Source organism: Enterobacter cloacae complex sp. P13B (assembly GCF_014895915.1).
GTDB lineage: Bacteria > Pseudomonadota > Gammaproteobacteria > Enterobacterales > Enterobacteriaceae > Enterobacter > Enterobacter bugandensis.
The window spans coordinates 227,857-253,009 of record NZ_JADBQN010000031.1 but is presented as its reverse complement, the minus strand read 5'-3'; the positions used below and the strand labels follow the sequence as shown (position 1 = coordinate 253,009).

Below are 25,153 nucleotides of genomic sequence, written 5' to 3'. Positions count from 1 at the left end.
ATTCATACCCCATTGAAATATAAAAATTTCGCATAACACTTTTTGTCTAACAAACGTATTTTTTTAAGAGTTTAGTAACGTTTTGCATTACTAATAATTGCGAGGAAAGTAAGGAGCGGTTATGTACTATAAAAATGAAGTGATAAGTTATTTGCAGGCGAATAACATCCTTGCGTTAAAACTCGAGCATGCATTAACGGGTGTAGGAAAAGCCGTATCAAATCAGATTGAAACGATCGGCGCAGGTGCAACGCGCGCGCTGTATTATACCTCCTGCTTTACTGATGAATATCAAGACGTATGCCAGAAACAAAAGTCCGAAGACATCCGATTTGCTAAAGGTGTTTATCATATTATATGGCATAGAGATGTTGTATGTGAAATGCTCAACATCTACTTTGAAGAAGTATTCCGACACAAAACCTCCGATCAGCTAGAGCACATCAAACAATTGCTGATGGCAGTAAATATTCATATCGCCGCAAGTTCACTTACAAACGCCGGATTTGCTTTAGCAACAGCATCATATGTTGCTGCATGTATGAATCTAAGCCTTGAACTTAGTGCACTGGCTGGGCGAAGAGCGGGACAGATTGTTGGAGGTATTGGCCTGTACGGCATTGTTCAGAAAGCAGCAGATAGTTCGCATCGCCTTCATATTACTTATCCAGCGTACTACTCAGCGCTATACGCTAAAGAGCTGGAAATGTTGTACTTCTTGATAGAGCCATTGTTTAAACGGGCTGAAACTTTTAAAGCACAATGGGTATCGGATAGTGAGATTGCAGATATCATAACAAAGATGGTTCAGTAATCATGATGCATCTTATTAAAAGATTTTTCAGGCGGATATTCTTTTCATTGATATCGATGTACGGCCCTTCGCTATTGACACTTTTATTTGCAATTGTCTTTTTCCAACTTTGCCCTGACGGGCCAATATGGCCTGTTCCTATATTCTTCATTTTTGTGATGGTTATTTTATCGCTATATGAAATTGTAAATCTCAAACGTTAGCTTTATCGTAATTTATCTATAAGGAAATAGTATGTCTACACCAGCACACTTATGGCTTGAAGATGAAAACGGTTCTCCGGTAATCGGTAGCTGCATGATGCCACTTCGCCTGGGGTCTATCGAGTTAAAATCCTTTTCTCACGGTGTCACTATCCCGGTAGATCCAAGCTGGGGAAAACTAACAGGAACGCGAGTCCATTGCCCTATCACGATAGTAAAGGAGTTTGACCAAACAACACCACTTTTGTACCGCGCTGTCTGTGAAGGCCGAACCATGAAGAAAGCCACAATTAAAATGTACCGTATTCTGGAATCAGGTATTGAGGCCGAGTATTTCAATATCATTCTGGAAAACGTCAAGTTTACAACTGTTGCACCCTACCTGTCTCCTAACGGTATAAGCAGCACACATCTTGAAACGCTCGAATTACGTTATGAAGCGATTACCTGGAAGTATACGGAGGGTAATATTATCTATCGTGATTCATGGAACGATCGTTGTTGTGCTTGATGACGAAGGCGGCATTTGCACTGGCTGCAATGCTGCCCCTCTGTTTGGTATATGCAGGAAAACGTTGTATAGTGATAGTCACCTACAAACTCATAACATATAAGGAGGCCAATTATGCTGTACTGTGAAATTTTCAATGTTTCACATACATTTGGTGATCGCACCAGCTCAAGCGTTATCGGTATCGTGCTGCGATAACTTCTGCTTGAGCGAAGACATCAACCCCTGAAATCCCTTCTCTCGGGCTTACTGAGTTATCGTCAGCGATGTTTGACGAGGCATAAACATGCCTGTAACTCTTGGGTAAGCAACAATGAGCACTTTACTCACTGCACAATCTTTACGCGTTGATACGGCGTTTGGCACGCTCTTCGACTCACTCTCCTTTACGCTGAAAAAAGGCGACCGCATCGGCCTGCTGGGCGACAACGGCTGCGGCAAAAGTACGCTTTTGAAGGTGCTGGACGGAACAGATATCCCAGCCGCCGGAACGGTAGCGCTGGCCGGACACTGCCTGATGGCGCGCGTGGAGCAACATCTCCCGGACGCCATTTTCCCGCTGACCATGCTGGATGCCGTACTCGCGCAACTGCCTTTAGCTGAGCACGACAGCCTGCGCTGGAAAGCTGAAACGCTGCTGGCGAGCATGGGCTTCACGCCGCAGGATATGACGCTGCAATCCGCCACCCTGAGTGGCGGACAGCACACCCGCCTGCTGCTGGCGCGGGCGTTGATTCACGAGCCGGATCTGCTCCTGCTGGATGAACCCAGCAACCACCTGGATCTGCCGACCATGCTCTGGCTGGAACACTTTTTACAGAACTGGTCAGGCAGCTTCGTGCTGGTTTCGCACGACAGACTGCTGCTGGATGCCGTCACAAACGGCAGCTGGATCCTGCGTGATAAGACGCTGCACTACTTTGCCCTTCCCTGTACGGCCGCCCGTAAAGCGCTTGCAGCAAAAGACGAAAGCGATGCGCAGCGCCACAAGGCGGAGCAAAAGGAGATCGACCGCGTGACCGCCAGCGCCAAACGTCTGGCGACCTGGGGTAAGGTTTACGACAACGAAGACCTGGCCCGCAAAGCCAAGCAGATGGAAAAACAGGTCGAACGACTCAAAGATAGCCAGACCGCGCTCACGGCGGGCAGTCCATGGACGCTAACCCTGCGCGGCGACGCGCTGCGGGCGGACCGTCTGCTGGAGATGGAAAACCTAAGCGTCCCGCCTGCGCCCGGGCTACCGCCGCTGTTTAACATCGAAACGGCGCGGCTGAAAAGCGGCGATCGCGTAGCAATTGTCGGTCGTAACGGCTGTGGTAAATCGTCGCTGATGAAGCTTATCTGGCGACATTTTGTGGATGAACCGACGGACAGCGGGCTGAAAATCCATCCGCGCGTCTCGCCGGGCTACTACGACCAGACGCTGCATCAGCTGCCGGATGACGCCACGCTGCTCGACGCGCTGGAACCTTTCGCTCCCGACCCGCAAAACAGGAAGATGGCGCTCATCAGCGCCGGGTTCCCGTGGGCGAGACACGGGCAAAAAGTCAGCACGCTCAGCGGCGGCGAGCGCTCTCGCCTGCTGTTCGTCGGGCTGACGCTTGCCCGCTACAGCCTGCTGATGCTGGATGAGCCCACCAACCATCTCGACATGGAAGGCAAAGAGGCACTGGCGGAAACGCTGCAACAGTTCGAAGGCGGCGTGCTGCTGGTCAGCCACGATCGACAGTTAATTAGCCAAAGCTGTAACCGTTTCTGGCTGCTTGAGGACGGCTGGCTGAGCGAGTGGCACGATGCTGAAGCCGTGTTTGAGCGGCTGCGTGAAAGCGTGGGGCTCCGGACATCAGCCGCGCCCGTCGTCACCGCTGGGGAGGTTCAACCCTCGCCGTACGACGATCTGCTGGAGCGGCTGATCGCGCTGGAAACGCTGCTGGAAGACGATCTGGCGCGTAAGCCGAAACATCAGAAGCCGCAGCTGCAGGCGCAATGGCGTAGAGAAATTGAGGAGATTGAAGCCCAGCTGTAAATCTGCGCCCGGCGAGCACCTCGCCGGGCCAGCATTTTCCCCCTTAATTATTAGAGGATCGCCGTATTCTTAATCTGAAATCGAATCAAATGATGACATTATGTTGCCGCAGCCTTGCATTACCAGGCTAATGTATTAATCCTTAAGGGGTACTACACCTGCTATGCAGATTCTTATCATGAACAAGGAGATACACATGAAGGCTGCTGTTGTTACTCAGGATCATCAGGTCAATGTCACTGAAAAAACCTTACGCCCGCTTAAGCATGGGGAAGCCCTGCTGAAAATGGAGTGCTGTGGTGTATGCCATACCGACCTCCACGTGAAGAACGGTGATTTTGGCGATAAAACCGGGGTAATCCTGGGCCATGAAGGTATTGGTATCGTGAAAGAAGTCGGCCCTGGCGTGACGTCGCTGAAAGTCGGCGACCGCGCAAGCGTGGCCTGGTTCTTTGAAGGATGCGGTCACTGCGAATACTGTAATACCGGTAACGAAACCCTGTGCCGTGACGTGAAAAACGCCGGTTACTCCGTTGACGGCGGCATGGCGGAAGAGTGCATCGTCACCGCGGATTACGCGGTAAAAGTGCCGGATGGTCTGGATTCGGCGGCGGCCAGCAGCATCACCTGCGCCGGTGTCACCACCTACAAAGCGGTGAAAATCTCCGGCATAAAACCGGGCCAGTGGATCGCGATTTACGGTCTGGGCGGGCTGGGCAACCTCGCGCTGCAGTACGCCAAAAACGTGTTTAATGCCAAAGTCATCGCTCTGGACGTTAACGATGAACAGCTGAAGCTGGCCGCGAGCATGGGTGCGGATTTAACCATCAACTCACGCAGCGAAGATGCCGCTAAGATTGTGCAGGAAAAAACCGGCGGCGCGCATGCCGCAGTCGTCACCGCCGTCGCAAAAGCGGCCTTCAACTCGGCGGTGGATGCCGTGCGTGCCGGTGGCCGCGTGGTCGCCGTTGGCCTGCCGCCTGAAGCGATGAGCCTGGACATTCCGCGCCTGGTGCTGGACGGTATTCAGGTGGTAGGTTCGCTGGTTGGCACCCGTCAGGATCTGCAGGAGGCCTTCCAGTTTGCGGCCGAGGGCAAAGTAGTGCCGAAAGTGACGATGCGTCCTATCGAGGACATCAACGCCATCTTTAAAGAGATGGAACAGGGCCAGATCCGTGGCCGTATGGTGATCGACTTACGCTCGTAAACACCTTTTGCCGGGTAGTGGCTACGCCTTACCCGGCTCATAGCTACGACGAACGACGAACTGAAATCCACTCCTGAACCTCAATCTGGAAGGTGTCCGGCGCTTTTCGGTACATTTTACGCGCCAGGTCGAGAATAGTATGACGCGCGAGCTCCTCTTCCATCCGCTGCTGCGCGCTATCCATGACTGAACGTACTCCGCACGGGCCGTCGCAGACCCAGGCAGGCGGTGCTTCATCAAACACGGCCAGCCGCTGGCGCACTTCACGACATTCGAACATGTTTTTCTCGCCGTCAATAGCATGCGCCACATCCAGCACGCTGATCAGCTCCGCCGGACGCGCCAGCTTAAAGCCCCCGCCCTTGCCTTCCGTACTGATGACCAGCCCGGCACGTGACAGGCGTGTGAAGATTTTGCCGAGGTAGTCATACGGCACGCCCTGCAAGGCAGCCATCTCACGGACGCTCATCTCACGCTCGTTGCCCTTCGCATCCACCATACACATCAGGCTGTGAATGCCGTATTCCACACCGGAACTGTAAAACGCCATGGTTAACTCCGAATTAGTGTTCGGAGCATTATAACGATTTTTAGCTCAGAAAGAAGTTGTCGGAGTTAACTCCGACAAGTATAGTGGCAGTTATGTCAGGCATGAAGCCTGGCGGGAGAAAGGATCGAATATGAAAAAGCAGATTTTAATCGTAGGCAGTGGTTTTGCGGGTATGTGGGCAGCCGTGAGCGCGGCACGTCTCTCTGAGCAGCAGGGTAATAACAGTCTGGAAATTGCGGTTCTGGCCCCCTTACCCGAACTCCGCGTTCGGCCACGCTTCTATGAGGAGAAGGTGTCAACGCTGGTCGCCCCGTTGACTGACCTGTTTGCCGAGCTTGATATCACATTCATTGCCGGACACGCGGAACAAATTGATACCACGGCAAAAACCGTTTTATACCGGATGTCCCATGGCGCGCATGCTACGGCTTCCTACGATAGGCTAATCCTCGCTACGGGCAGCCAGACCAAACGCCCACCGATTGCCGGCCTGGCTGACTACGCCTTTGACATCGACCAGCTGGAATCCGCACAGGTATTTGAGCGTCACCTTGATTCACTGGCGTTACGTCCCTCCACGCCCGAGCGCAACACCGTGGTAGTCTGCGGAGGCGGCTTTACCGGCATCGAGCTGGCAACGGAGCTACCTGCCCGACTGCGTGCCCGTTTTGGTGACAATACGGAGATTAAAATAGTCGTAGTTGAGAGAGGGCCAGTCATTGGCAGCCGTTATAGCGACGCATTGCGTAAAACAATTGCAGAGGCGAGTGAGGCGCTGGGCGTTGAATGGCGGCTGAAGAGTGAAGTTGAAGCCATTGATGCTCACGGCGTAACGCTGAAAAACGGTGAACGTATTGCTGCTGCGACCGTCGTCTGGACCGCAGGCGTCGAGGCAAATCCCCTCAGCCTGCAGATAGACGGTGAACGCGATAGCCAGGGCCGCCTAGTTGTGACAGAAACGTTGCAGGTCCCCGCACATCCTGACGTCTATGCCACCGGCGATATGGCTCACGCCAAAACAGACGATGCGGGCAACACGGCGCTGATGACCTGCCAGCATGCGATCCAGCTAGGCAAATTTGCCGGTCATAACGCTGCCGCCAGCCTGCTGAACGTTGCTCCTTACCCTTATCGTCAGGTGAACTATGTTACCTGCCTGGATTTAGGCGCGTGGGGTGCGGTTTATACCGAGGGCTGGGATCAGGTCGTTAAGTCAGTCCAAGATGACGCCAAGAAGATCAAGATCGCCATCACTAACGAGCTGATCTACCCTCCAGCAGCGGATAAAGCGGTCGCCTTTGCCGCCGCCGACCCGCTGGCGAAATTCGTTTAGGCCCCCGCCATCGCCCCGCTAACGGGGCGTTTTTATTTTCAGTTTCCGGCAATCCTTATCTTAATTCCTTTGTTCCCTTGTTTTCCCCCGCGCCCGATGATGAATCCGACGCTAACAAGAAGATAACAAAGGAATTCACCATGCAAATCCCATTTCGTCTGCCTCTGCTGACGGCGCTGATTCTGACGACAACCGCAGCCTGGTCCGCCGATGCGGCGGTCAAAGGCGGCACGCTGATTTATCTGGAGCAACAGGCGCACACTAACCTCTATCCGCCTGCCGGTGGCTTCTACCCGAACGGCGGCATTCTGAACCAGATCACCGACAAACTGACGTGGCAAAACCCAAAGACGCTGCAGGTCGAACCGTGGGTGGCCGAAAGCTGGACCACCAACGCCGATAAAACCGAATACACCTTCAAAATTCGCCCGGGGATCACCTTCTCCGACGGCACGCCGCTGGACGCCAACGCCGTAGCAAAAAACTTTGATACCTACGGTTTGGGCAATAAGGCGCAGCGCCTGCCGGTGTCAGAAGTGATCAATAACTACGATCGCAGCGAAGTGGTCGACCCGCTGACCGTGAAGTTTTACTTCAAAAAACCGTCGCCGGGGTTCCTGCAGGGCACTGCCACGATTGGGTCGGGTCTGGTCTCGCTCAGCACGCTGAAGCGCAACTTTGAAGAGCTGGGGGATGCCCGGCATATCATTGGCTCCGGCCCGTTTGTGGTGAAGGACGAGAAGCTCGGCCGCGAAGTGACGCTCGAAGCCCGTAAGGACTACCAGTGGGGACCCAAAAATCTGGCGCAACAGGGTCCAGCCAATCTGGACGGCATCAAGTTTATCGTCACCCAGGAGGACAGCGTGCGCGTCGGCGCCCTGCTGGCCGGTCAGGCCGACTTTATTCGCCAGGTGCAGGCGTATGACGAAAAGCAGGCGACAGACCAGGGCTATAAAATCTACGCTGCCCCAACGCGCGGGGTGAACGACAGCATCAGCTTCCGCCCGGATAACCCGCTGGTCTCCGATATTCGCGTGCGCCAGGCGCTGCTGCATGCCACGAATGCAAAGCAGGTGGTCGAGACCCTCTTCTCGGCCAACTATCCGCAGGCGAAGTCGGTGATTGCCGATTCCGCCGCAGGCTTTGTCGATCTCAGCGACAAATTGACCTTTGATCCGGCAAAAGCCAACCAGCTGCTGGACGAGGCGGGCTGGAAAGCGGGCAGCGACGGGATCCGCGCCAAAGACGGCCAGCGGCTGGCGCTGACGGTATATGAATCCCTGCCGCAGCCGCAAAACAAAGAGGTGCTGCAGCTGGTTGCCCAGCAGTGGCGTCAGGTGGGCGTAGTGCTGAACGTAAAAGCCGGTGACGCTGGCAGCCGCACGCTGGATAACCTTGATCCACAGAAAACCCCGTTAACCGTCTCCGAAGTGGGCCGCGCCGATCCGGACGTGGTAAAAAGCATGTTCTACCCCGCTAACCGCGACGCGCTGCTGCAAAAAGGCGGCTCCAGCGACAAGGTCAAAAGCTTCCGCGACGACAAGCTGAATGCGCTGCTGGTAAATATCTCCTCAGAGGTCGATCCGCAAAAACGCCTGCAGCTGACCGGCGATGCCCAGCGCTACCTGCTGGATAACGCCTACGTCATACCGATTTTCGAGGAGCCACAGGTCTTTGCCGGTGCGCCGTGGCTGAAAGGCGTCAATTTTGAAGCGGTCGGCCGCCCGTCGTTCTACGGCGCTTGGATTGAGAAACACTGAGGAGCTGACGATGCGCCACGCACTTCTTCAACGTCTTGGTCACGGGCTGCTGGTGCTGTGGGCCGCCTTTACCCTCTCGTTCGTGTTGCTCCAGGTACTGCCTGGCGACGCGGTGCTGATTAAATTTCAGAACCCGGATCTGGGCCTAAGCCCGGCGCAAATCGAGGAGATGCGCGTGGCCTACGGCGCGGACAGCCCGCTGTGGCAGCAATACGGCCACACGCTGCTGGCGATGCTGCGCGGAGATTTCGGCTATTCATTACAGGCAGGGGTGCCGGTCAGTGAGCTGATTGCCAGCAATCTGCCGGATACCCTGAGCCTCGCCCTGCCCGCCTTTGTACTCGCGGTCCTGCTGGCGTTTGCGCTGGCCTTTGCGTCGCGTCTGCCGGGTTTGCGCTGGCTGAGTAATACCCTCCAGTCCCTGCCGGTCCTGTTTATCTCCTTACCCACGTTCTGGCTGGGGATTGCCCTTATCCAGCTCTTTTCTTTCCAGCTGCGGCTGATCCCGGTGATTAACCCGACGCCGCTGCAGGGGCTGATCCTGCCGATCGTGACCGTCGCGATCCCGATCTCCGCCCCGCTGGCACAAATTCTGATGCGCAGCCTGGACCAGGTGGCGATGCAGCCGTTTGTCGCCGTCGCCCGCGCCAAAGGGCTGAGTGAAACTGCCGTCCTGTGGCGCCACGTCACCGGCAACGCGCTGCTGCCGGTACTCAATATTGCCGGGCTACTGCTGGGCGAACTGATTGCCGGAGCGCTGATCACCGAAACCGTATTTGGCCGCAGCGGGCTCGGGCAGCTGACCCAGCAGGCGGTGAACAACCAGGACATCGCCGTGCTTCAGGCGGTGGTCATGATTTCCGCTCTCGGCTTTGTCCTGATCAATCTGCTGGTGGACCTGCTGATGCCGCTGCTGGATCCCCGTCTGCAAACCGTTACCGGAGGTGCATCATGAGCCTGGTCGATTACGCTGCCGCCGCGCGAAAACGCGTTCCCGGCTGGCAGGGCGTCGCGTGGCAGCCGGGACTGTGGCTGGCGTGGGCGGTGATTATTCTCGCTATTTTTGCTGCCGTAGCCCCCGGCCTGTTAACCCACTACAGCCCGATTGAGGGCATCGCCGGAGCGCAACGTCTGGCACCGCAGGCGGGCCACTGGCTCGGCACCGATCAGCTTGGCCGCGATGTTTACACCCGCATTGTGTATGGTGCGTCCCACTCCCTGAGCGCGGCGCTCGCTGCCGTCACGATGGGGCTGGTGGTGGGCACCGGTCTGGGGGTGATCGCCGGCGCGTTCGCCGGACGCGTCGAGTCTTTCCTGATGCGTTTTGTCGACGTGCTGCTGTCCATTCCGTCTCTGCTGCTCTCGCTGACGGTCATTATTCTGCTCGGGTTTGGCACCGTTAACGCCGCCATTGCCGTCGGCGTGGCCTCCATCGCCAGCTTCGCCCGCCTCGCGCGCGGTGAAGTGGTGCGCATCCGCCATACGGATTATGTCGAGGCGGCGTTTGGCAGCGGCGGGACGTTCCTGGCGGTCCTGTGGCGACACATCCTGCCCAACGCCTTAACCGCCGTTCTCGCCTTTGCCACGCTGCAGTTTGGTCAGGCCATTCTGGCCCTCTCCACGCTGAGCTTTCTCGGCTACGGCACCCCGCCGCCCGTGCCGGAATGGGGCTTATTGATTGCCGAAGGCCGTAACTATCTCTCTACCGCCTGGTGGTTAACTACCTTCCCCGGCGTGGTCGTCATCGCCGTCGTGCTTGCCACCAACCGTATCAGCCAGCAGTTCAGCGGAGGCCTGAAATGACCGTACTCTCGGTAGAAAACCTGACCATCAGCTACCGTACCGCGCGCCAGTGGCGCGAGGTGGTGCATAACGTCAGCTTCACCCTCCGGCGGGGGGAAATGCTGGCGTTTGTCGGCGAATCCGGCTCAGGTAAAACCACCACGGCACAGGCGATCATCGGTCTGCTGGCGGATAACGCCCGACGCGATGCCGGGAAAATCGTGCTCAACGGCGAGGAGATTAGCCGGTGGTCAGCGAAGCGTCTCGATAACCTTCGCGGCGCGCGAATCAGCCTGGTTCCGCAGGATCCGGGTAATTCACTCAACCCGGTAAAGACGATCGGCGTACAGGTCGGGGAAATTATTCAGCAGCACCAAAAGGTAACGGCACTCCAGCGCGACGAGCAGGTGCTCGCCCTGCTGACAAAGGTGGGCCTGAGCCATCCCGAACAGCGCATGAAGCAGTATCCGCATCAGCTCTCCGGCGGGATGAAACAGCGCGTGCTGATTGCCATCGCCATTGCCCTGCGCCCGGACGTGATCGTTGCCGATGAGCCCACCAGCGCGCTGGACGTGACGGTGCAAAAACGCATTCTCGATCTGCTGGATATCCTGCGCCGGGAATCGGGTACCGCCGTTCTGTTTGTCACCCACGATCTGGCACTGGCCGCGCAGCGCGCGGACAGGCTGCTGGTGTTTCGCAACGGCGAGGTTCAGGAGCACGGCGACACCGCCGACATTGTCCGCACGCCGCAGCACGCCTATACCCGTCAGCTACTGAGCGATCTCCAGGGCCAGCGCCTGACCATCGCCCCGGTAGCGGGCCTTCCGCTGGCGTCACCGGCCATTCGTGCCCGCGCCATCAGCAAACGGTTCTCGCTGGGCAAAGGTCATCACCTTCAGGCGCTGGATCGGGTGACGTTTGACGTCAGGCGCGGCAGCACGCATGCGCTGGTCGGTGAATCCGGCTCCGGGAAAACCACCCTCGCCCGTATTTTGCTGGGTTTTGAACAGGCGGACAGCGGACAGGTCATTATTGATGATATTGATGCCACCGACCTCAGCCGCGAGGCCCGCCGCCAGCTGCGCCAGAAGATCCAGTTTGTCTACCAGAACCCGTTCGCCTCTCTCGACCCGCGTCAGACGCTGTTCGAGATCATCGAAGAGCCGCTGAAGAACTTTGCTCGCCTCAGCAAGGCGGAGCGCAAGCTCCGTGTAGAGACCGTGGCGCAGCGGGTTGCCCTGCCCGTCGAACTCCTGACCCGCACCGCAAGGGAGCTTTCAGGCGGGCAGCGCCAGCGCGTAGCCATCGCCCGGGCGCTGATTCTGGAGCCGACTATTCTGGTGCTGGACGAAGCCACCTCCGCGCTGGACGTCACCGTACAGGCGCAGATTCTGGCACTGCTTCAGCAGCTGCAGCAGCAGCTGGGATTGACCTACCTCTTTATCACGCACGATCTCTCTACCGTCCGCCGGATCGCCCACAGCGTCACGGTGCTGCGCAGCGGTCAGGTGGTCGAACACGGTGACGTCGAGACCTTATTCACGTCGCCGCAGAACGACTATACCCGCGAGCTGATTGCCGCCATTCCCCATTTTTCACCCGCTACGGAGGAGTTCGCATGACGCGAAAACGCCTGGGATTTTTCACCCGCCTGCTTGACGACGCCACGCCGAAGGAGCGCTATCGTCTGGCAACCGAACAGATCCGCCACGCCGAACGCCACGGTTTTGACAGCGCCTGGATTGCACAGCACCACTTCCATGAAAATGAAGGCGGCCTGCCGTCGCCGCTGCTGTTTCTGGCCCACGTTGCGGCGCATACCGAAACCATCCGCCTGGGGACGGCCATCATTACCCTGCCGATGGAAAACCCGCTGCGCGTGGCGGAAGATGCGGCGGTGCTGGATTTACTCGCCGATGGTCGTCTCGAAGTCGGTTTTGGTTCGGGCGGCACGCCGACCTCTTTCCTGCCGTTCGGACTGACGTTTGAGCAGCGCGGCGCGGCCTTTGCTGACCATTTGCATGTGATCCAGAGCGCCTGGCGCGGGGATTCGCTCACCCATCCGGATAATCACCTTTATCCGCCAGCGCCACAGCTGGCTGAACGGATCTGGATTGCCACCTTTTCCGTCGACGGTGCCGTTCGCGCCGCGCGGGCCGGACACGGTTTGATGCTCTCCCGCACGCAGCCGCGCCCGGCAGACCAGTTGGATTTGACGCTCGACGCGATCCAGAACCCGATTGTGGATGCCTACCTTGAGGCACTGCCTGCGGGCATTGCGCCGCGTATTCTGGCCTCCCGCACGGCGTTCGTCGCCGACAGCGATGACTACGCGCTGAAGGTCGCCACGCCGGGTCTTACCAGGCAGGCCCAGCAGCATCGCGCCGCTGGACACACGGTTAAAGGTGACACTGTCACAGATTTTCGTCGCCAGTTCGACGCCCATATCGGCTCGCCAGAGACGGTGCTGCATTCGCTGCATGCGGACTCCGTTCTCAGGCGCGCCACGGATATCTCGTTCCAGGTTCATTCGGTCGAGCCCACCCATCGCGACACGCTGCGATCCATCGAACTGATCGCCGAACATATTGCCCCCCACATCCTTTGAGGAGACACCTATGTCATTAAGTCAGGACATTCTCGCCGAGCTGGCAGAAATTAAACCCGGTTCCCCTCTGGCAGAGGCGCGCGCCACGCGGGACGCCGCCACGCGCCACGCACAGGGCAGCTACGAAATCTTATTTACCCAGCAGGATAGTGATTTTGCGCTGAACGAGCGCTTCGCCGTCGCGGCAAAAGTCGCCAGGTGGCACAACGCGGAGGCGCTGGCGGCACACTATGCGGGGTTTGGCCTGGCCGACCCGACCTCAGACCGTCTGACCCCGGCGCTGAATTTCGCGCGTCTGCTGACCTTCTCACCCGTTGAAGCCACGCCGACATCGTTAAAGGCGCTGATCCAGGCGGGTTGGAGCAAGGAAGGCATCGTGACTCTGGCGCAGCTTATCGCCTTTGTCAGCTTCCAGAGCCGACTGATTACCGGGCTGCGACTGCTGAACGACAAACCCGTCGCCAAAAGCGATGCGCCGGTGGCGGCAGGCATCTGGCATACAACCGCAACCACGGTCTCCGGGAAGACGGCTCCCGTCGCGTTCACCCAGCAGGAGCTGGGCTGGGAGCCGTGGATCGACGCCAAACCGCTGGCAGACTTCCGTGATGACGAAGTTGCCGTTCTGGCGAAATTTGGCCATACCGATTCCGACTACTTCCGCCTGCTGGGGCGCAACCTGCCGGTGCTTGAACAGCGTACGCTAACGGATAAAGGAATTTTTTATACGCCGGGGGGATTGCCGCGCGCCGAGCGCGAGCTGGCCGCAACGGTAACCAGTAAAATTAACGGCTGCATCTACTGCGCCTCTGTCCATGCGCGCAAAGCCAGCCAGCTGTCAAAGGATGACGCGGCGGTAGAGGCCCTGCTGGCCGTACGTCCGGGACGCTCCCTGAGCGAGGGGCAATCTGCGCGCTGGCAGGCGGAAATTAATTTTGCGGCGGCGCTGTCGGTTACCCCGCCTGCCGCCACGCCGCTGCACCTTGCCGCACTGGAAAAAGAGGGGCTGGACACCTTAGCCCAGCTGGACCTGGTGCAGTCCGCTGCGTTCTTCGCCTGGGCCAACCGCCTGATGCTGACGCTGGGTGAGCCCTGGCTTGCCTGAATGCAATCAGGCTAGCGCGCGAGCGTTAGCCTGAGCCTGTCTGGCCCGCAGGTAACCGTAGATCAACAGCGCGCTCATGGCCGAGAACGAGAGGAACGCCGCAGGCAGCGTGACGTAGCGCCAGCTAAAGCCGAGGGTAATCATCATCCCACCAAAGTACGCCCCGATCGCGCTGCCGAGATTAAACGCCATCTGCCCTCCGGCTGCCCCCAGCATCTCACCGCCCTTCGCATTTTGCAGAAGCAAAATTTGCAGCGGTGCAGAGAGCGCAAACAGCCCGGCACAGCAGATAAAGCCCATTACCAGCGAGGCCGTTTTCAGTTCGCCCAGGGCGAAAAGCAGCAGCAGCGAGGCGACAATCACCATATCGGTGATGGCCGCAATGCGCAGCGGGCTAAAGCGCCCCGAGAGTTTGCCGCTCAGCAGATTGCCCAACACCATGCCAAGGCCCATCAGCATCATGATGGCCGTCATCATCCCTTCGGAAAAGCCAGAAACGTTGACCATAAACGGCTTAACGAAGCTGAACCACGCGAACACGCCAGCATTACCAAACATGGTGGCGGCAAAAATCAGCCAGGGTTCCGGTTTCTTCAGGAAGTGGAACTGCTCGGTCAATTTGATTTCTGATTTGTCATGGATGTCCGGCACCCAGAGCAGAACCGAGAGGATAACCAGCGCGTCGAACGCAGCAATCAGGAAAAAGGTATAACGCCAGCTGAACTGGTGCCCCAGCCAGGTGCCCAGCGGAACACCCACCAGGTTGGCTACGGTCATTCCGGCGATCATCCCGGCCACCGCGACCGTCACCTTCCCGGGTGGCGCAATTTTAGAGAGGATAATCGCCCCGACGCCGAAAATCGCGCCGTGCGGAAAACCGGAAATCAAGCGTCCCGTCGCCAGCCAGAAATACGATGTTGAAAAGGTAAACAGGGCGTTCCCAACCGCGCACAGGGCAACCAGAAACAGCAGCGTCGTTTTTAACGAGAACTTGCCGGAGAACAGCGCCACAATCGGGGCGCCAATCACCACGCCGAAGGCATAAAACGAGATCATATTCCCGGCGGAGGGAATCGAAATACCGGTGTCGTGCGCCAGCTCGGTTAACACCCCCATAATGCCAAATTCAGCCATACCAAGGCCAAATGTGCCAAGCGCCAACGAAAATATTGTCTTTTTCATGCCTCAACCACCGGTTAATCATTCGCGAGGGCATTATTAAATAATCTTGTATGGTGAGCCAGTTCAAATCAGCTGGCTGACACGTTAATCCATTAATTCAGGTGGATTACACTTCATAGTGCGGCCTCGCTTTTTCCACGCCGGACAACCTGAGGATGACAATCATGGGAAGCAAAAAGAAAACCCCTGTCGCTGTTGATGTCGTATCGAATGCCCCCCTTAAGACCAAAGAGTATGAAAAAGAGCTCCGCCGCCTGCACGTCGAACTGGTTAAGCTCCAGCAGTGGGTCGTCGCCAAAGGATTGAAGGTGTGCATTGTTTTTGAGGGACGCGACGGCGCCGGCAAAGGCGGCACCATTAAAGCGATCACCGAGCGCGTCAGCCCACGCGTGTTTCGCGTTGTTGCGCTTCCTGCCCCAACGGATAAAGAGAAAAGCCAGCTCTACTTCCAGCGCTATGTGCCTCACCTGCCCTCGGCGGGTGAAATCGTGATATTCGATCGCAGCTGGTATAACCGCGCGGGCGTGGAGCGGGTGATGGGGTTCTGCACGGAGGAACAGGCGGAGAAATTTTTGGACGGCGCGCCGGTCATGGAAAAAGCGATGGTCGATGCCGGGATTATCTTGCTGAAGTACTGGCTGGAGGTGACGCCAAAAGAGCAGGAGCGGCGCCTGCGCGACCGCATTAACGATGGGCGTAAGATCTGGAAGCTGTCGCCGATGGATATTAAATCCTTTAACCTCTGGGACGAATACACCCGCGCGCGCGACGCCATGTTTGAAGCCACCGATACAGCCTGGGCACCGTGGTTTGTCGCCCGTTCTGAAGATAAAAAACGCGTGCGTCTGAATATTATTTCGCATCTGCTTTCGCAGATCCCGTATAAAGAAATTCACGTCGACAAGGTGGATTTACCGAAGCGCAAAATCGGCAAAGTTAAACCCACAAAATACCCGTTCCGGTATGTGGAAGAGCGGTTTTGATATAACTGGAAGGCGGCTCGCAGAATATAGATTACCAGGGGATACAGTATTGTTTTTTGTTGGCGGCGGTTGATAATGACCGCACCAACAAAGGAGATAGTGATGAAACCAAATCGAAGCAAAGACTATGGCAGAAGGGAGAGCGTGCCGAGTGGCGCCTCCCGAAAAGCCCAGACACCAGCGGCGCAAAGACGACAGCATCAGCAAGATAAAGAGTTCATAAGAGCCATGAATGATTTTACGGCTAAAGCGGGACTATTATCAGACGATCCTTTCTTTGGAGGGATTTAATGTGCTTTCAGTTTGACGTTTACCGTAACCCTTCAGAGAGAACACGGGACTACCAGCCTTATTTTATGATAATTCAACATGACTATTATGATGATTTATCAACAAGACTGATTATTCCATTAAGTTACCACAACTATTTACGTGGCCATGTCAACGCCGCGGCACCGTTAATAAATATTGATTTTCAGCGAAATTTTCTTAATACCGCTGGCATAACACACGTGGAGAAAAAGAAACTACATAATAAAAATTTTGTATGCAACCTTCGCTGCGCGAGAAGTACTGTTATCGCAGCGATAGATGCGCTAGTGACGAATACATAACGTAGGCCCGCGCAAGCGCAGCGCCGCCGGGCAGAGCCGACGGCGCAGGTCTTACTTCATCCCTTCCGTACTTTCCTGTTTCGCCTCCAGCCGTTCCACATCACGATACCAGCGAGGGTGATGTTTCTGCGCCCAGCGGCGGCTCACCTTCCCTTCAATCATCCCTTTGATCGACCCTTTTACCCAGAACGCCATATACATATGGATCAGGATGGCATGAATCAGGATGATGGCAGACGTCGCGTGAATTAGCAGCGCGTAACGCACCACCTGGATCGGGAAGTACTGTGCAAAATACGGACGCCAGATCATCACGCCGGTCACCAGCAGCACAAAAATCATGCTCATGATGGTCCAGAACATCATCTTCTGTCCGGCATTGTATTTCCCCACCTTCGCGACTTTATGCTCGTTACCCTTCAGAACTTCGACAATCCCTTTCACCCACGGGATGTCCTGCTTGTCCGGAATATTGTGATGGACGAAGCGCACGAACATAAACATCAGCACCACGAAAATCAGCACGCCGAAGAACGGGTGCAGAATGCGCCCCATCTGCGGCGTACCGAAGGTTTCCGTTAGCCACTGCAGCGTCGGGAAGAAGAACGAAATGCCGGATACCGCCACCAGGAAGAAGCAAATGACCACCGTCCAGTGACAGGCGCGATCGACAAATTTGGTGCGCACTATCATTTTCGACTTACTCATGATGCTCCTCCTCGTCGTCATCCACCTCTTTATTCGGGCCGATACCGATGTAGTGATAAATCAGCCCCGCAAAGGTCGCGATAAAGCCCGCCGCGGAGAGCGGTTTAAGCGCCCCTTTCCACAGGTTGATGGAGGTATCGATCGCCGGATCTTTCGGCAGGTTGTGATACAGCTCCGGCTGGTCGTTGTGATGCAGCACGTACATCACGTGCGTGCCGCCTACGCCCTGCGGGTTGTAAATGCCTGCCTTGTCGTAGCCGCGCGCTTTCAGCTTATCCACGCGCTCTTGCGCCACGTCGAGCATCTCTTTTTTGGTGCCGAAGTGGATCGCCCCGGTCGGACAGGTCTTCACGCAGGCAGGCTCCTGCCCGACGCTGACGCGGTCCACGCACAGGGTGCATTTGTATACCCGGTTATCCTCTTTATTGAGGCGCGGGATATTAAACGGACAGCCCGCGATGCAGTAGCCGCAGCCGATGCAGTTATCCTGCTGGAAGTCGACGATCCCGTTGGCGTACTGAATTATCGCACCGGCAGACGGACACGCCTTCAGGCAGCCCGGATCTTCACAGTGCATACAGCCGTCCTTGCGGATCAGCCACTCCAGCCTGCCGTTCTGGTCGGTTTCGCTAAAACGCATCACCGTCCAGGATTTGGCGCTCAGATCCGCCGGATTATCGTAGAACCCAACGCAGTGTCCCACCTCGTCGCGGATGTCGTTCCACTCTGAGCAGGCCACCTGGCAGGCCTTACAGCCCACGCAGGAGGAGACGTCGATAAGCTTGGCGACCTCTGCCTTATAGTCCCGCGCGCGAGGCGCGGGGGTGATCGGGTTGGTCGCGGAGCGTTTAATAATGTCTTGTGTTTCCATCGCCATTTAATCGCTCCTTACGCTTTCTCGATGTTGACCAGAAACGCTTTGTACTCCGGCGTTTGCGAGTTGGAATCGCCGACGTTTGGCGTCAGGGTGTTGGTGATATAGCCTTTCTGCGCCACCCCTTCAAAGCCCCAGTGCAGCGGAATACCGACGGTTTCCACCTGCTGGCCGTGCACGTTCAGACTTTGCAAGCGACGGGTCACCACCGCCACGGCGCGAATAAAGCCGCGCTTGCTGCTCACCTTGACGCGATCGCCGTTGGCAATGCCTTTCGCCTTCGCCAGCGTTTCGCTTATCTCCACAAACTGTTCCGGCTGCGCGATGGCGTTAAGCCGCGCGTGCTTGGTCCAGGTGTGGAAATGCTCGGTCAGGCGGTAGGTCGTCCCCACGTACGGGAATTTGTCCTTTTTGCCTAAGCGCAGCACGTCCTCTTCGTAGATGCGCACCACCGGGCTTGAGACCACGTTCGGGTGCAGCGGGTTGGTCCCCAGCGGCGTTTCCATCGGCTCGTAGTGTTCCGGGAACGGCCCTTCTGCCAGCTTGTTGAGGGCGAACAGGCGCCCCAGCCCTTCCGGCTGCATGATAAACGGCCCGGTGTTGCTGCCCGGCGCGGCGGTGCTGTAGTCCGGAATGTCGTTCCCCGTCCACTTCGCCCCGTTCCACTGGATCAGCATGCGCTTCGGATCCCACGGCTTGCCGTTCACGTCGGCGGACGCGCGGTTGTACAGCACGCGACGGTTCAGCGGCCACGCCCATGCCCAGCCCAGGGTGTTGCCCAGGCCTGACGGGTCAGCGTTATCGCGGTTGGCCATCTGGTTACCCTGCTCCGTCCAGCTGCCGGTGTAGATCCAGCAGGACGATGCCGTTGTCCCGTCATCGCGCAGCAGCGCAAAGCTGTTCAGCAGCTGGCCTTTCTTCGCCACCAGGCTGCCGTTGGCGTCGTAGAGATCCGCCAGCGCCACGCCGTTGTTCTCTTTCGCGACTTCCTCAGACTCAGGACGATCCGGCTGCTTGTAGTGCCAGCTCATCTTCAGCAGCGGCTCAGCGCCTTTGCCGCCTTCGGTGCGGTACATTTCGCGCAGACGATGATAAATGCCGGCCAGGATTTCGCCGTCGTTACGCGCTTCGCCCGGTGCGTCCTGCCCTTTCCAGTGCCACTGCAGCCAGCGGCCGGAGTTGGCAATAGAGCCGTCCTCTTCCGCAAAGCAGGTGGACGGCAGGCGGAACACTTCGGTCTGAATCGACGCCGGATCGACATCGTTAGATTCCCCGTGGTTCTGCCAGAAGGTGGAGGTCTCGGTCACCAGCGGATCGATAACCACCATGTACTTCAGCTTGCTCAGGCTGCGCACGACTTTGTTTTTATCCGGGAATGACGCCACCGGGTTAAAGCCCTGGCAGATATAACCGGTGACGTCGCCCTTATCCATCATGTTGAAATACTTAATGACGTCATAAGCCTGATCCCACTTCGGCAGCCACTCAAAGCCCCAGTCATTCTCCTTCTGCGCCGCGTCGCCGTAGAAGGATTTCATCAGGCTGACGTAGAACTTCGGATAGTTGCTCCAGTAGTTCACCTGGTCCGGCAGCGTTGCTTTTGGCGTATTAGCTTCAAGATACGCTTGCAGACTGGCCTGCTTTTCCGACGGCAGCGTCAGGTAGCCCGGCAGGCTGGTGGAGAGCAGGCCGAGATCGGTTAAGCCCTGAATGTTAGAGTGTCCGCGAAGGGCGTTCACGCCGCCACCGGCCATCCCCATGTTGCCGAGCAGCAGCTGGATCATCGCCATGGTACGGATGTTCTGCGCGCCCACGGTGTGCTGCGTCCAGCCCAGCGCATACAGGAACGTGGTGGTTCTGTCAGCGGCGCTGGTAGAGGCCAGCACCTCGCACACCTTCAGGAAGTCCGCTTTCGGCGTGCCGCAGATGTTCTCCACCACGTCCGGCGTATAGCGGGAAACGTGCTGCTTCAGAAGGTTCCACACGCAGCGCGGATGCGTCAGCGTTTCATCCCGCATCGCATAGCCGTTTTCATCGAACTGATAGTTCCAGGACGTTTTGTCGTACTGGCGTTTTTCAGCGTCATAGCCGCTGAACAGCCCGTCATCGAAGGCAAAATCATCCCGCACCAGCAGGTTCGCATTGGTGTAATGCTTAACGTAGTCCGCGTTAATTTTGTTGTTTTCGATCAGGTACAGCAGCACGCCGGAGAGGAACGTAATGTCCGTACCGGAGCGGATCGGTGCATAGATATCCGCCACCGATGCCGTACGCGTAAAGCGCGGATCGACGACGATAAGCGTCGCATCGTTGTTGTTCTTCGCTTCCATCGCCCAGCGGAATCCCACCGGATGGGCTTCAGCGGCGTTACCGCCCATCACCACCACGACGTTGGCGTTTTTAATATCAACCCAGTGGTTGGTCATCGCACCGCGACCAAATGTTGGAGCAAGACTTGCTACCGTTGGTCCGTGTCAGACGCGCGCCTGGTTGTCTACCGCCAGCATGCCGAGAGAGCGCACAAATTTTTGCGTCAGCATGCCGGTTTCATTGCTTGCCGCAGATGCGCACAGCATCCCGGTTGAGAGCCAGCGGTTGACCGTTACGCCCTGCTCGTTCTTTTCAATAAAGTTGGCGTCACGGTCGGCTTTCATCAGTTTTGCAATACGGGAGAACGCCTCATCCCAGGAGATGCGCTGCCATTTGTCGGAGCCCGGCGCGCGGTATTCCGGGTAGCGGAGGCGGTTTTCGCTGTGGACATAGTCCAGCAGTCCCGCCCCTTTCGGGCACAGCGCCCCACGGCTCACCGGATGATCCGGATCCCCTTCAATATGGTAAATCGCTTCTCTGGCGTTCTTCGCGCCATCGCCCAGGCTATACATCAATAGCCCACAACCCACGGAGCAGTATGTGCAGGTGTTACGGATCTCTTTCGCACGCAGCAGCTTATAGTTGCGTGCCTGAGCCAGCGCCATTTTGGGAGCAAATCCCAGCATTGCGGCTGTGGTTCCGGCCATACCGCCCGCGCAGATTTTGAAAAATTGTCTGCGGCTGACGTCCATTGTTGTCCTCGTTATCTGATAAGACTTCGCGCCGCAAACTAACATTAAAGCCCCTGTTTTTTTTGCGTCAAATCAAGGTCGCCTGACGTCGCCCCCTTAATAGTCACCGCTGCCGCGTTTGAATACCCCTTAAGGGTTAAACACGTAAGAGAATAATTCGCGACAGGGTCAGAATTAATGCTATACATTTTCCCTTTGATTTTATTAGCGATGAAAACGTAATGGACAGAAAGAGAGCAACGCTCACGGGGCTGGCGGCGATACTGCTATGGAGCACAATGGTGGGTCTGATTCGCAGCGTAAGCGAGGGGCTGGGGCCCGTCGGCGGCGCGGCGATGATTTACACCCTCAGTGGGTTATTGTGCCTGGTAACGGTAGGATTTCCTGATATTAAACGTTTTTCACCCGGGTATCTTATTGCAGGCAGCGTACTGTTTGTCAGTTACGAAATTTGTCTGGCGCTGTCGTTAGGCTATGCCGCCACGCGAGCGCAGGCCATAGAAGTCGGTATGGTTAATTATCTCTGGCCGAGCCTGACGATCGTCTTTGCTATTTTATTCAACGGACAGAAATCAACGCTGTGGGTCGTCCCCGGTTTAGCTATCGCTCTGCTCGGCGTGTGTTGGGTATTAGGAGGTGAGCAAGGATTACACATTGATGAAATAATCCGCAATGTCGTCTCTAATCCCCTTAGCTATACGCTTGCCTTTGCCGGAGCATTTATCTGGGCCGCCTACTGCACCGTAACCGCCAAATTTGCCAAAGGGCAAAACGGTATTACCCTCTTTGTTTTGCTCACTGCGCTGAGCCTGTGGGTGAAATATACTATTAGCGATCAGCCAGAAATGGTGTTCAGCTTTCCGGTTATCGTGAAGCTCGTTATGTGCGGCATTGCGCTTGGGTTTGGCTATGCGGCATGGAATATTGGCATTCTGCACGGTAACGTCACGGTGCTGGCTGCCGTATCCTATTTTACTCCCGTGCTCTCTGCCGCGCTTGCAGCCGTGCTGCTAAGCTCACCCCTCTCTTTTTCGTTCTGGCAGGGCGCGCTGATGGTCTGCGCCGGGTCATTGCTCTGCTGGTACGCTACACGAAAATAGGGTTCAGATTTATGCCGGGTTCGATTAAATCCGGCAGAAAAATTAACATAAATTTAATATGTGATCACATCGTAATATATTAATCAGAACATTAGTGCATTTGTTGATGTTCTGTTTATATTAGCTTCCTTCGTCAATTCCCCCGACATCAACTTGACATAACCTGACACCGCTGCGTAACTACTTCCCTGCGAATATTACCGCTATTAATAACACGAAATGCAATAATATTCGCTATCATGGTTGCCAAAAAAATAAACTCATTCTGATTAAATAATCGCCACAATATTTTATTCAGCCGTCATTAACCCGATCTCGATCACACTAAATGAAATTATTACTCATATTTTGAAACTTATTATTGAAAGACAACTACAAGATTTTTAAAAATAGCACGCCGTTGACGAGCAGCCTCGTTTAGAAATCGTTCGCGATGGTTCAGGAAATACTGAAAAAAATTATAAGGAATATTTAAGATGAAACTTAAATTAGTTGCAGTGGCAGTCACTTCCATGTTGGCAGCAGGCGTTGTAAACGCAGCTGAGATTTATAACAAAGACGGTAACAAGCTGGATCTGTACGGTAAAGTGACAGGTCTGCACTATTTCTCTGATGACGCAGGCGCAGACGGTGATAAAACCTACATGCGTATCGGCTTCAAGGGTGAAACCCAGGTTAACGACCAGCTGTCCGGTTATGGCCAGTGGGAATACCAGATTCAGGGTAACAAGGACGAAGGCGACAACCAGTCCTGGACCCGTGTGGCCTTCGCAGGTCTGAAGTTCGCTGAAGCCGGTTCATTCGATTACGGTCGTAACTACGGCGTGATTTACGACGTGACCTCCTGGACCGACGTTCTGCCAGAATTCGGCGGTGACACCTATGGTGCCGACAACTTCCTGCAGTCTCGTGCTAACGGCGTGGCAACTTACCGTAACCAGGACTTCTTCGGTCTGGTTGACGGCCTGAACTTTGCCCTGCAGTACCAGGGTAAAAACGGCAGCGTAAGCGGTGAAAACACCAACGGTCGCAGCCTGCTGAACCAGAACGGCGACGGCTACGGCGCGTCTCTGACTTACGATCTGGGTGAAGGCTTCAGCGTCGGTGGTGCAATGTCTTCCTCTCGCCGTACCGCTGACCAGAATGCGGCTGGCGTATACGGTGAAGGCGACCGCGCTGAAGTTTACAGCGGCGGCGTGAAGTACGACGCGAACAACGTTTACCTCGCGGCGCAATACTCTCAGACCTATAACGCAACCCGTTTCGGCACCTCTAACGGTAACCGCAGCGACATCTACGGCTTTGCAAACAAGGCGCAAAACTTCGAAGTTGTGGCTCAGTATCAGTTCGACTTTGGCCTGCGTCCATCCATCGCTTACCTGCAGTCTAAAGGTAAAGACATCGAGAACTTCGGCGACCAGGATCTGGTTAAATACATTGATGTCGGCACCACCTACTATTTTAACAAAAACATGTCCACCTACGTGGATTACAAAATCAACCTGCTGGACGACAACCAGTTCACTCGCCAGGCAGGTATCGGTACCGACAACATCGTGGCGCTGGGTCTGACCTACCAGTTCTAAAATCTTGTTTGTCAAAAAGCCAGCGTAACACGCTGGCTTTTTTTATCTTCCGCTTTTACCCGACAGACAACTCCCCGCCTGCCGCCCGACGCAGCCAGGTTTGCAGCAGCTTGCCGTCTTCGGTCATATCTGAATCTGAGCGCACGCAGAGGTAATAATCGCGCCCGTCATCAATCGGTAAGTCAAATATCTTGACCAGCTCGCCGCTCTCAAGATATGGCGCAATCAGCGGCTCCCGCATGAGCGCACATCCCAGCCCTGCCTGAACGCCCGCCAGCGTCAACAGCCCGTCTTCAAACAGCGGGCCGCTGCGCCGGAGTGGACGTTTTACCCCCTGCAACAAAAACCACTGCGTCCAGCTCGTACGCTCTTCATCGTGCAGCAGCGGCATTTGCAGCAGCTGTTCAGGCGTGTCGATATGTCCATGAACGCGCAAAAACGCGCGGCTGCACACCGGCACCATCTGGCCGGAAATCAGCTTTTCACTCTGATACCCCGCCCACTGCCCGTTACCAAAACGAATCGACATATCCGACGCGTCGCTCAGATAGTTACGGTGGTTGGCATACACCACGTTGATCTCGGTTTGGGGATTGGCGCGCATGAACGCAGGCAAGCGCGGGATAAACCACCCCATACCAAAAAGCGGAATCAGGCTGATGGTGACCTGACGCGTTTGCGCCTGCTCCGCCAGGTGCTCCGTCGCCTGGCGCAACACGTTAAAGGCCGCTCGGATCGAGCGGTAATATTCCCGCCCGTGCTGGCTCAGCACCAGCCTGCGTCCCTGACGTTCCGTGAGCGGCATTTGCAGATATCCTTCGAGCACCTTGAGCTGATGGCTGACGGCCGACGGAGAGATATCCAGCTCCTGAGCGGCCAGCGTGACGCTCCCCAGCCTGGCGATGGCCTCGAATGCACGTACGGCCCGAAGCGGCGGATCGTTTGCCAGGCGGCTCTCTGCAAACGCCGTCAGGCTCGCCATTTGTTCTGTTTTATTCATATGTTGATTTCTTTAGGCTTTTCACCCATAAGCAGGCATTAACTATTTTCATTTAAATCATAAACATAAAACAATATTTATTTATCATAAGAAATAATAGATGCGTATTTTACAATTTAATTCATTTATTGGATGATAGCCGCAG

At 56.0% G+C, this 25,153-nt stretch carries 22 protein-coding genes; 16 read left to right on the top strand and 6 right to left on the bottom strand.

Annotated features, from left to right (window positions below):
* Positions 1-121 precede the first annotated feature (121 nt).
* The 4 genes from IM273_RS14840 to adhP all read left to right on the top strand — a co-directional run bounded on the left by IM273_RS14840 (position 122) and on the right by adhP (position 4,761).
* Positions 122-814, top strand: a complete 693-nt coding sequence (locus IM273_RS14840) for a hypothetical protein (protein ID WP_193051600.1) — start codon at positions 122-124, stop codon at positions 812-814.
* Between the two features lie 234 nt (positions 815-1,048).
* Positions 1,049-1,528 (top strand): type VI secretion system tube protein TssD, encoded by a 480-nt coding sequence (locus IM273_RS14835; RefSeq protein WP_193051599.1) that lies wholly within the window; start codon positions 1,049-1,051, stop codon positions 1,526-1,528.
* Positions 1,529-1,841: 313 nt separating this feature from the next.
* A complete protein-coding gene (locus IM273_RS14830; RefSeq protein ID WP_193051598.1) occupies positions 1,842-3,554 on the top strand; it encodes an ABC-F family ATP-binding cassette domain-containing protein in 1,713 nt (570 codons plus the stop codon).
* Positions 3,555-3,750: 196 nt separating this feature from the next.
* Complete coding sequence (adhP, locus tag IM273_RS14825) at positions 3,751-4,761, top strand: alcohol dehydrogenase AdhP (protein ID WP_041909867.1); 1,011 nt, start codon at positions 3,751-3,753, stop codon at positions 4,759-4,761.
* Positions 4,762-4,804: 43 nt separating this feature from the next.
* On the opposite strand, the gene IM273_RS14820 is transcribed toward adhP, so the two are convergent.
* Positions 4,805-5,311, bottom strand: a complete 507-nt coding sequence (locus IM273_RS14820) for an Rrf2 family transcriptional regulator (RefSeq protein ID WP_028013240.1) — start codon at positions 5,309-5,311, stop codon at positions 4,805-4,807.
* A gap of 130 nt (positions 5,312-5,441) precedes the next feature.
* Here IM273_RS14820 and IM273_RS14815 point away from each other — a divergent pair, with 130 nt between their 5' ends.
* The 7 genes from IM273_RS14815 to IM273_RS14785 all read left to right on the top strand — a co-directional run bounded on the left by IM273_RS14815 (position 5,442) and on the right by IM273_RS14785 (position 13,899).
* Positions 5,442-6,644 carry an NAD(P)/FAD-dependent oxidoreductase gene (locus tag IM273_RS14815; RefSeq protein WP_193051597.1) on the top strand — a complete coding sequence of 401 codons (1,203 nt, stop codon included), beginning with the start codon at positions 5,442-5,444 and terminating at the stop codon, positions 6,642-6,644.
* Positions 6,645-6,784: 140 nt separating this feature from the next.
* Positions 6,785-8,404, top strand: coding sequence for a TIGR04028 family ABC transporter substrate-binding protein (locus IM273_RS14810; protein WP_193051596.1), 1,620 nt, complete (start codon positions 6,785-6,787; stop codon positions 8,402-8,404).
* Positions 8,405-8,414: 10 nt separating this feature from the next.
* Positions 8,415-9,359 (top strand): ABC transporter permease, encoded by a 945-nt coding sequence (locus tag IM273_RS14805; RefSeq protein ID WP_126325953.1) that lies wholly within the window; start codon positions 8,415-8,417, stop codon positions 9,357-9,359.
* Positions 9,356-10,207, top strand: coding sequence for an ABC transporter permease (locus tag IM273_RS14800; protein ID WP_023327540.1), 852 nt, complete (start codon positions 9,356-9,358; stop codon positions 10,205-10,207). The genes IM273_RS14805 and IM273_RS14800 overlap by 4 nt, the downstream gene beginning before the upstream one ends.
* Positions 10,204-11,811: an ABC transporter ATP-binding protein gene (locus tag IM273_RS14795; protein ID WP_193051595.1), complete on the top strand. Its 1,608-nt coding sequence runs from the start codon at positions 10,204-10,206 to the stop codon at positions 11,809-11,811. The genes IM273_RS14800 and IM273_RS14795 overlap by 4 nt, the downstream gene beginning before the upstream one ends.
* On the top strand, positions 11,808-12,797 hold the full coding sequence (locus IM273_RS14790; protein WP_193051594.1) for a putative FMN-dependent luciferase-like monooxygenase: 990 nt from the start codon (positions 11,808-11,810) through the stop codon (positions 12,795-12,797). The genes IM273_RS14795 and IM273_RS14790 overlap by 4 nt, the downstream gene beginning before the upstream one ends.
* A 10-nt stretch (positions 12,798-12,807) precedes the next feature.
* Positions 12,808-13,899: an alkylhydroperoxidase domain protein gene (locus IM273_RS14785; RefSeq protein ID WP_193051593.1), complete on the top strand. Its 1,092-nt coding sequence runs from the start codon at positions 12,808-12,810 to the stop codon at positions 13,897-13,899.
* 6 nt (positions 13,900-13,905) lie between these two features.
* Here the strand turns inward: IM273_RS14785 and araJ are convergent, their stop codons facing one another.
* Complete coding sequence (gene araJ, locus IM273_RS14780) at positions 13,906-15,081, bottom strand: MFS transporter AraJ (RefSeq protein ID WP_193051592.1); 1,176 nt, start codon at positions 15,079-15,081, stop codon at positions 13,906-13,908.
* Between the two features lie 164 nt (positions 15,082-15,245).
* Here araJ and ppk2 point away from each other — a divergent pair, with 164 nt between their 5' ends.
* The 3 genes from ppk2 (at position 15,246) to IM273_RS14765 (ending at position 16,678) form a co-directional block, all read left to right on the top strand.
* Complete coding sequence (gene ppk2, locus IM273_RS14775; protein WP_045630464.1) at positions 15,246-16,064, top strand: polyphosphate kinase 2; 819 nt, start codon at positions 15,246-15,248, stop codon at positions 16,062-16,064.
* 102 nt (positions 16,065-16,166) lie between these two features.
* The gene (locus IM273_RS14770) at positions 16,167-16,355 is read left to right on the top strand and encodes a hypothetical protein (RefSeq protein ID WP_048960001.1); all 189 of its coding nucleotides are present in this window, start codon (positions 16,167-16,169) and stop codon (positions 16,353-16,355) included.
* The gene (locus tag IM273_RS14765; RefSeq protein ID WP_193051591.1) at positions 16,355-16,678 is read left to right on the top strand and encodes a CcdB family protein; all 324 of its coding nucleotides are present in this window, start codon (positions 16,355-16,357) and stop codon (positions 16,676-16,678) included. Before IM273_RS14770 ends, IM273_RS14765 begins: the two co-directional genes overlap by 1 nt.
* 51 nt (positions 16,679-16,729) lie before the next feature.
* On the opposite strand, the gene fdnI is transcribed toward IM273_RS14765, so the two are convergent.
* Genes fdnI through fdnG form a run of 3 tightly spaced genes read right to left on the bottom strand, consistent with a single transcriptional unit; the run spans position 16,730 to position 21,322 of the window.
* Positions 16,730-17,386 (bottom strand): formate dehydrogenase-N subunit gamma, encoded by a 657-nt coding sequence (fdnI, locus tag IM273_RS14760; RefSeq protein WP_028013252.1) that lies wholly within the window; start codon positions 17,384-17,386, stop codon positions 16,730-16,732.
* Positions 17,379-18,263, bottom strand: coding sequence for a formate dehydrogenase subunit beta (fdxH, locus tag IM273_RS14755; RefSeq protein WP_028013253.1), 885 nt, complete (start codon positions 18,261-18,263; stop codon positions 17,379-17,381). The genes fdnI and fdxH overlap by 8 nt, the downstream gene beginning before the upstream one ends.
* Positions 18,264-18,274: 11 nt before the next feature.
* Complete coding sequence (gene fdnG, locus IM273_RS14750; RefSeq protein ID WP_193051590.1) at positions 18,275-21,322, bottom strand: formate dehydrogenase-N subunit alpha; 3,048 nt, start codon at positions 21,320-21,322, stop codon at positions 18,275-18,277.
* A gap of 221 nt (positions 21,323-21,543) precedes the next feature.
* On the opposite strand from fdnG, the gene yddG reads away from it, so the two are divergent.
* Positions 21,544-22,422: an aromatic amino acid DMT transporter YddG gene (yddG, locus tag IM273_RS14745; RefSeq protein WP_028013255.1), complete on the top strand. Its 879-nt coding sequence runs from the start codon at positions 21,544-21,546 to the stop codon at positions 22,420-22,422.
* A 476-nt stretch (positions 22,423-22,898) separates the two neighbouring features.
* Positions 22,899-24,008, top strand: a complete 1,110-nt coding sequence (locus IM273_RS14740; RefSeq protein WP_028013256.1) for a porin OmpC — start codon at positions 22,899-22,901, stop codon at positions 24,006-24,008.
* 55 nt (positions 24,009-24,063) lie between these two features.
* Here the strand turns inward: IM273_RS14740 and IM273_RS14735 are convergent, their stop codons facing one another.
* On the bottom strand, positions 24,064-25,008 hold the full coding sequence (locus IM273_RS14735; RefSeq protein ID WP_193051566.1) for a LysR substrate-binding domain-containing protein: 945 nt from the start codon (positions 25,006-25,008) through the stop codon (positions 24,064-24,066).
* Positions 25,009-25,153: the final 145 nt, after the last annotated feature.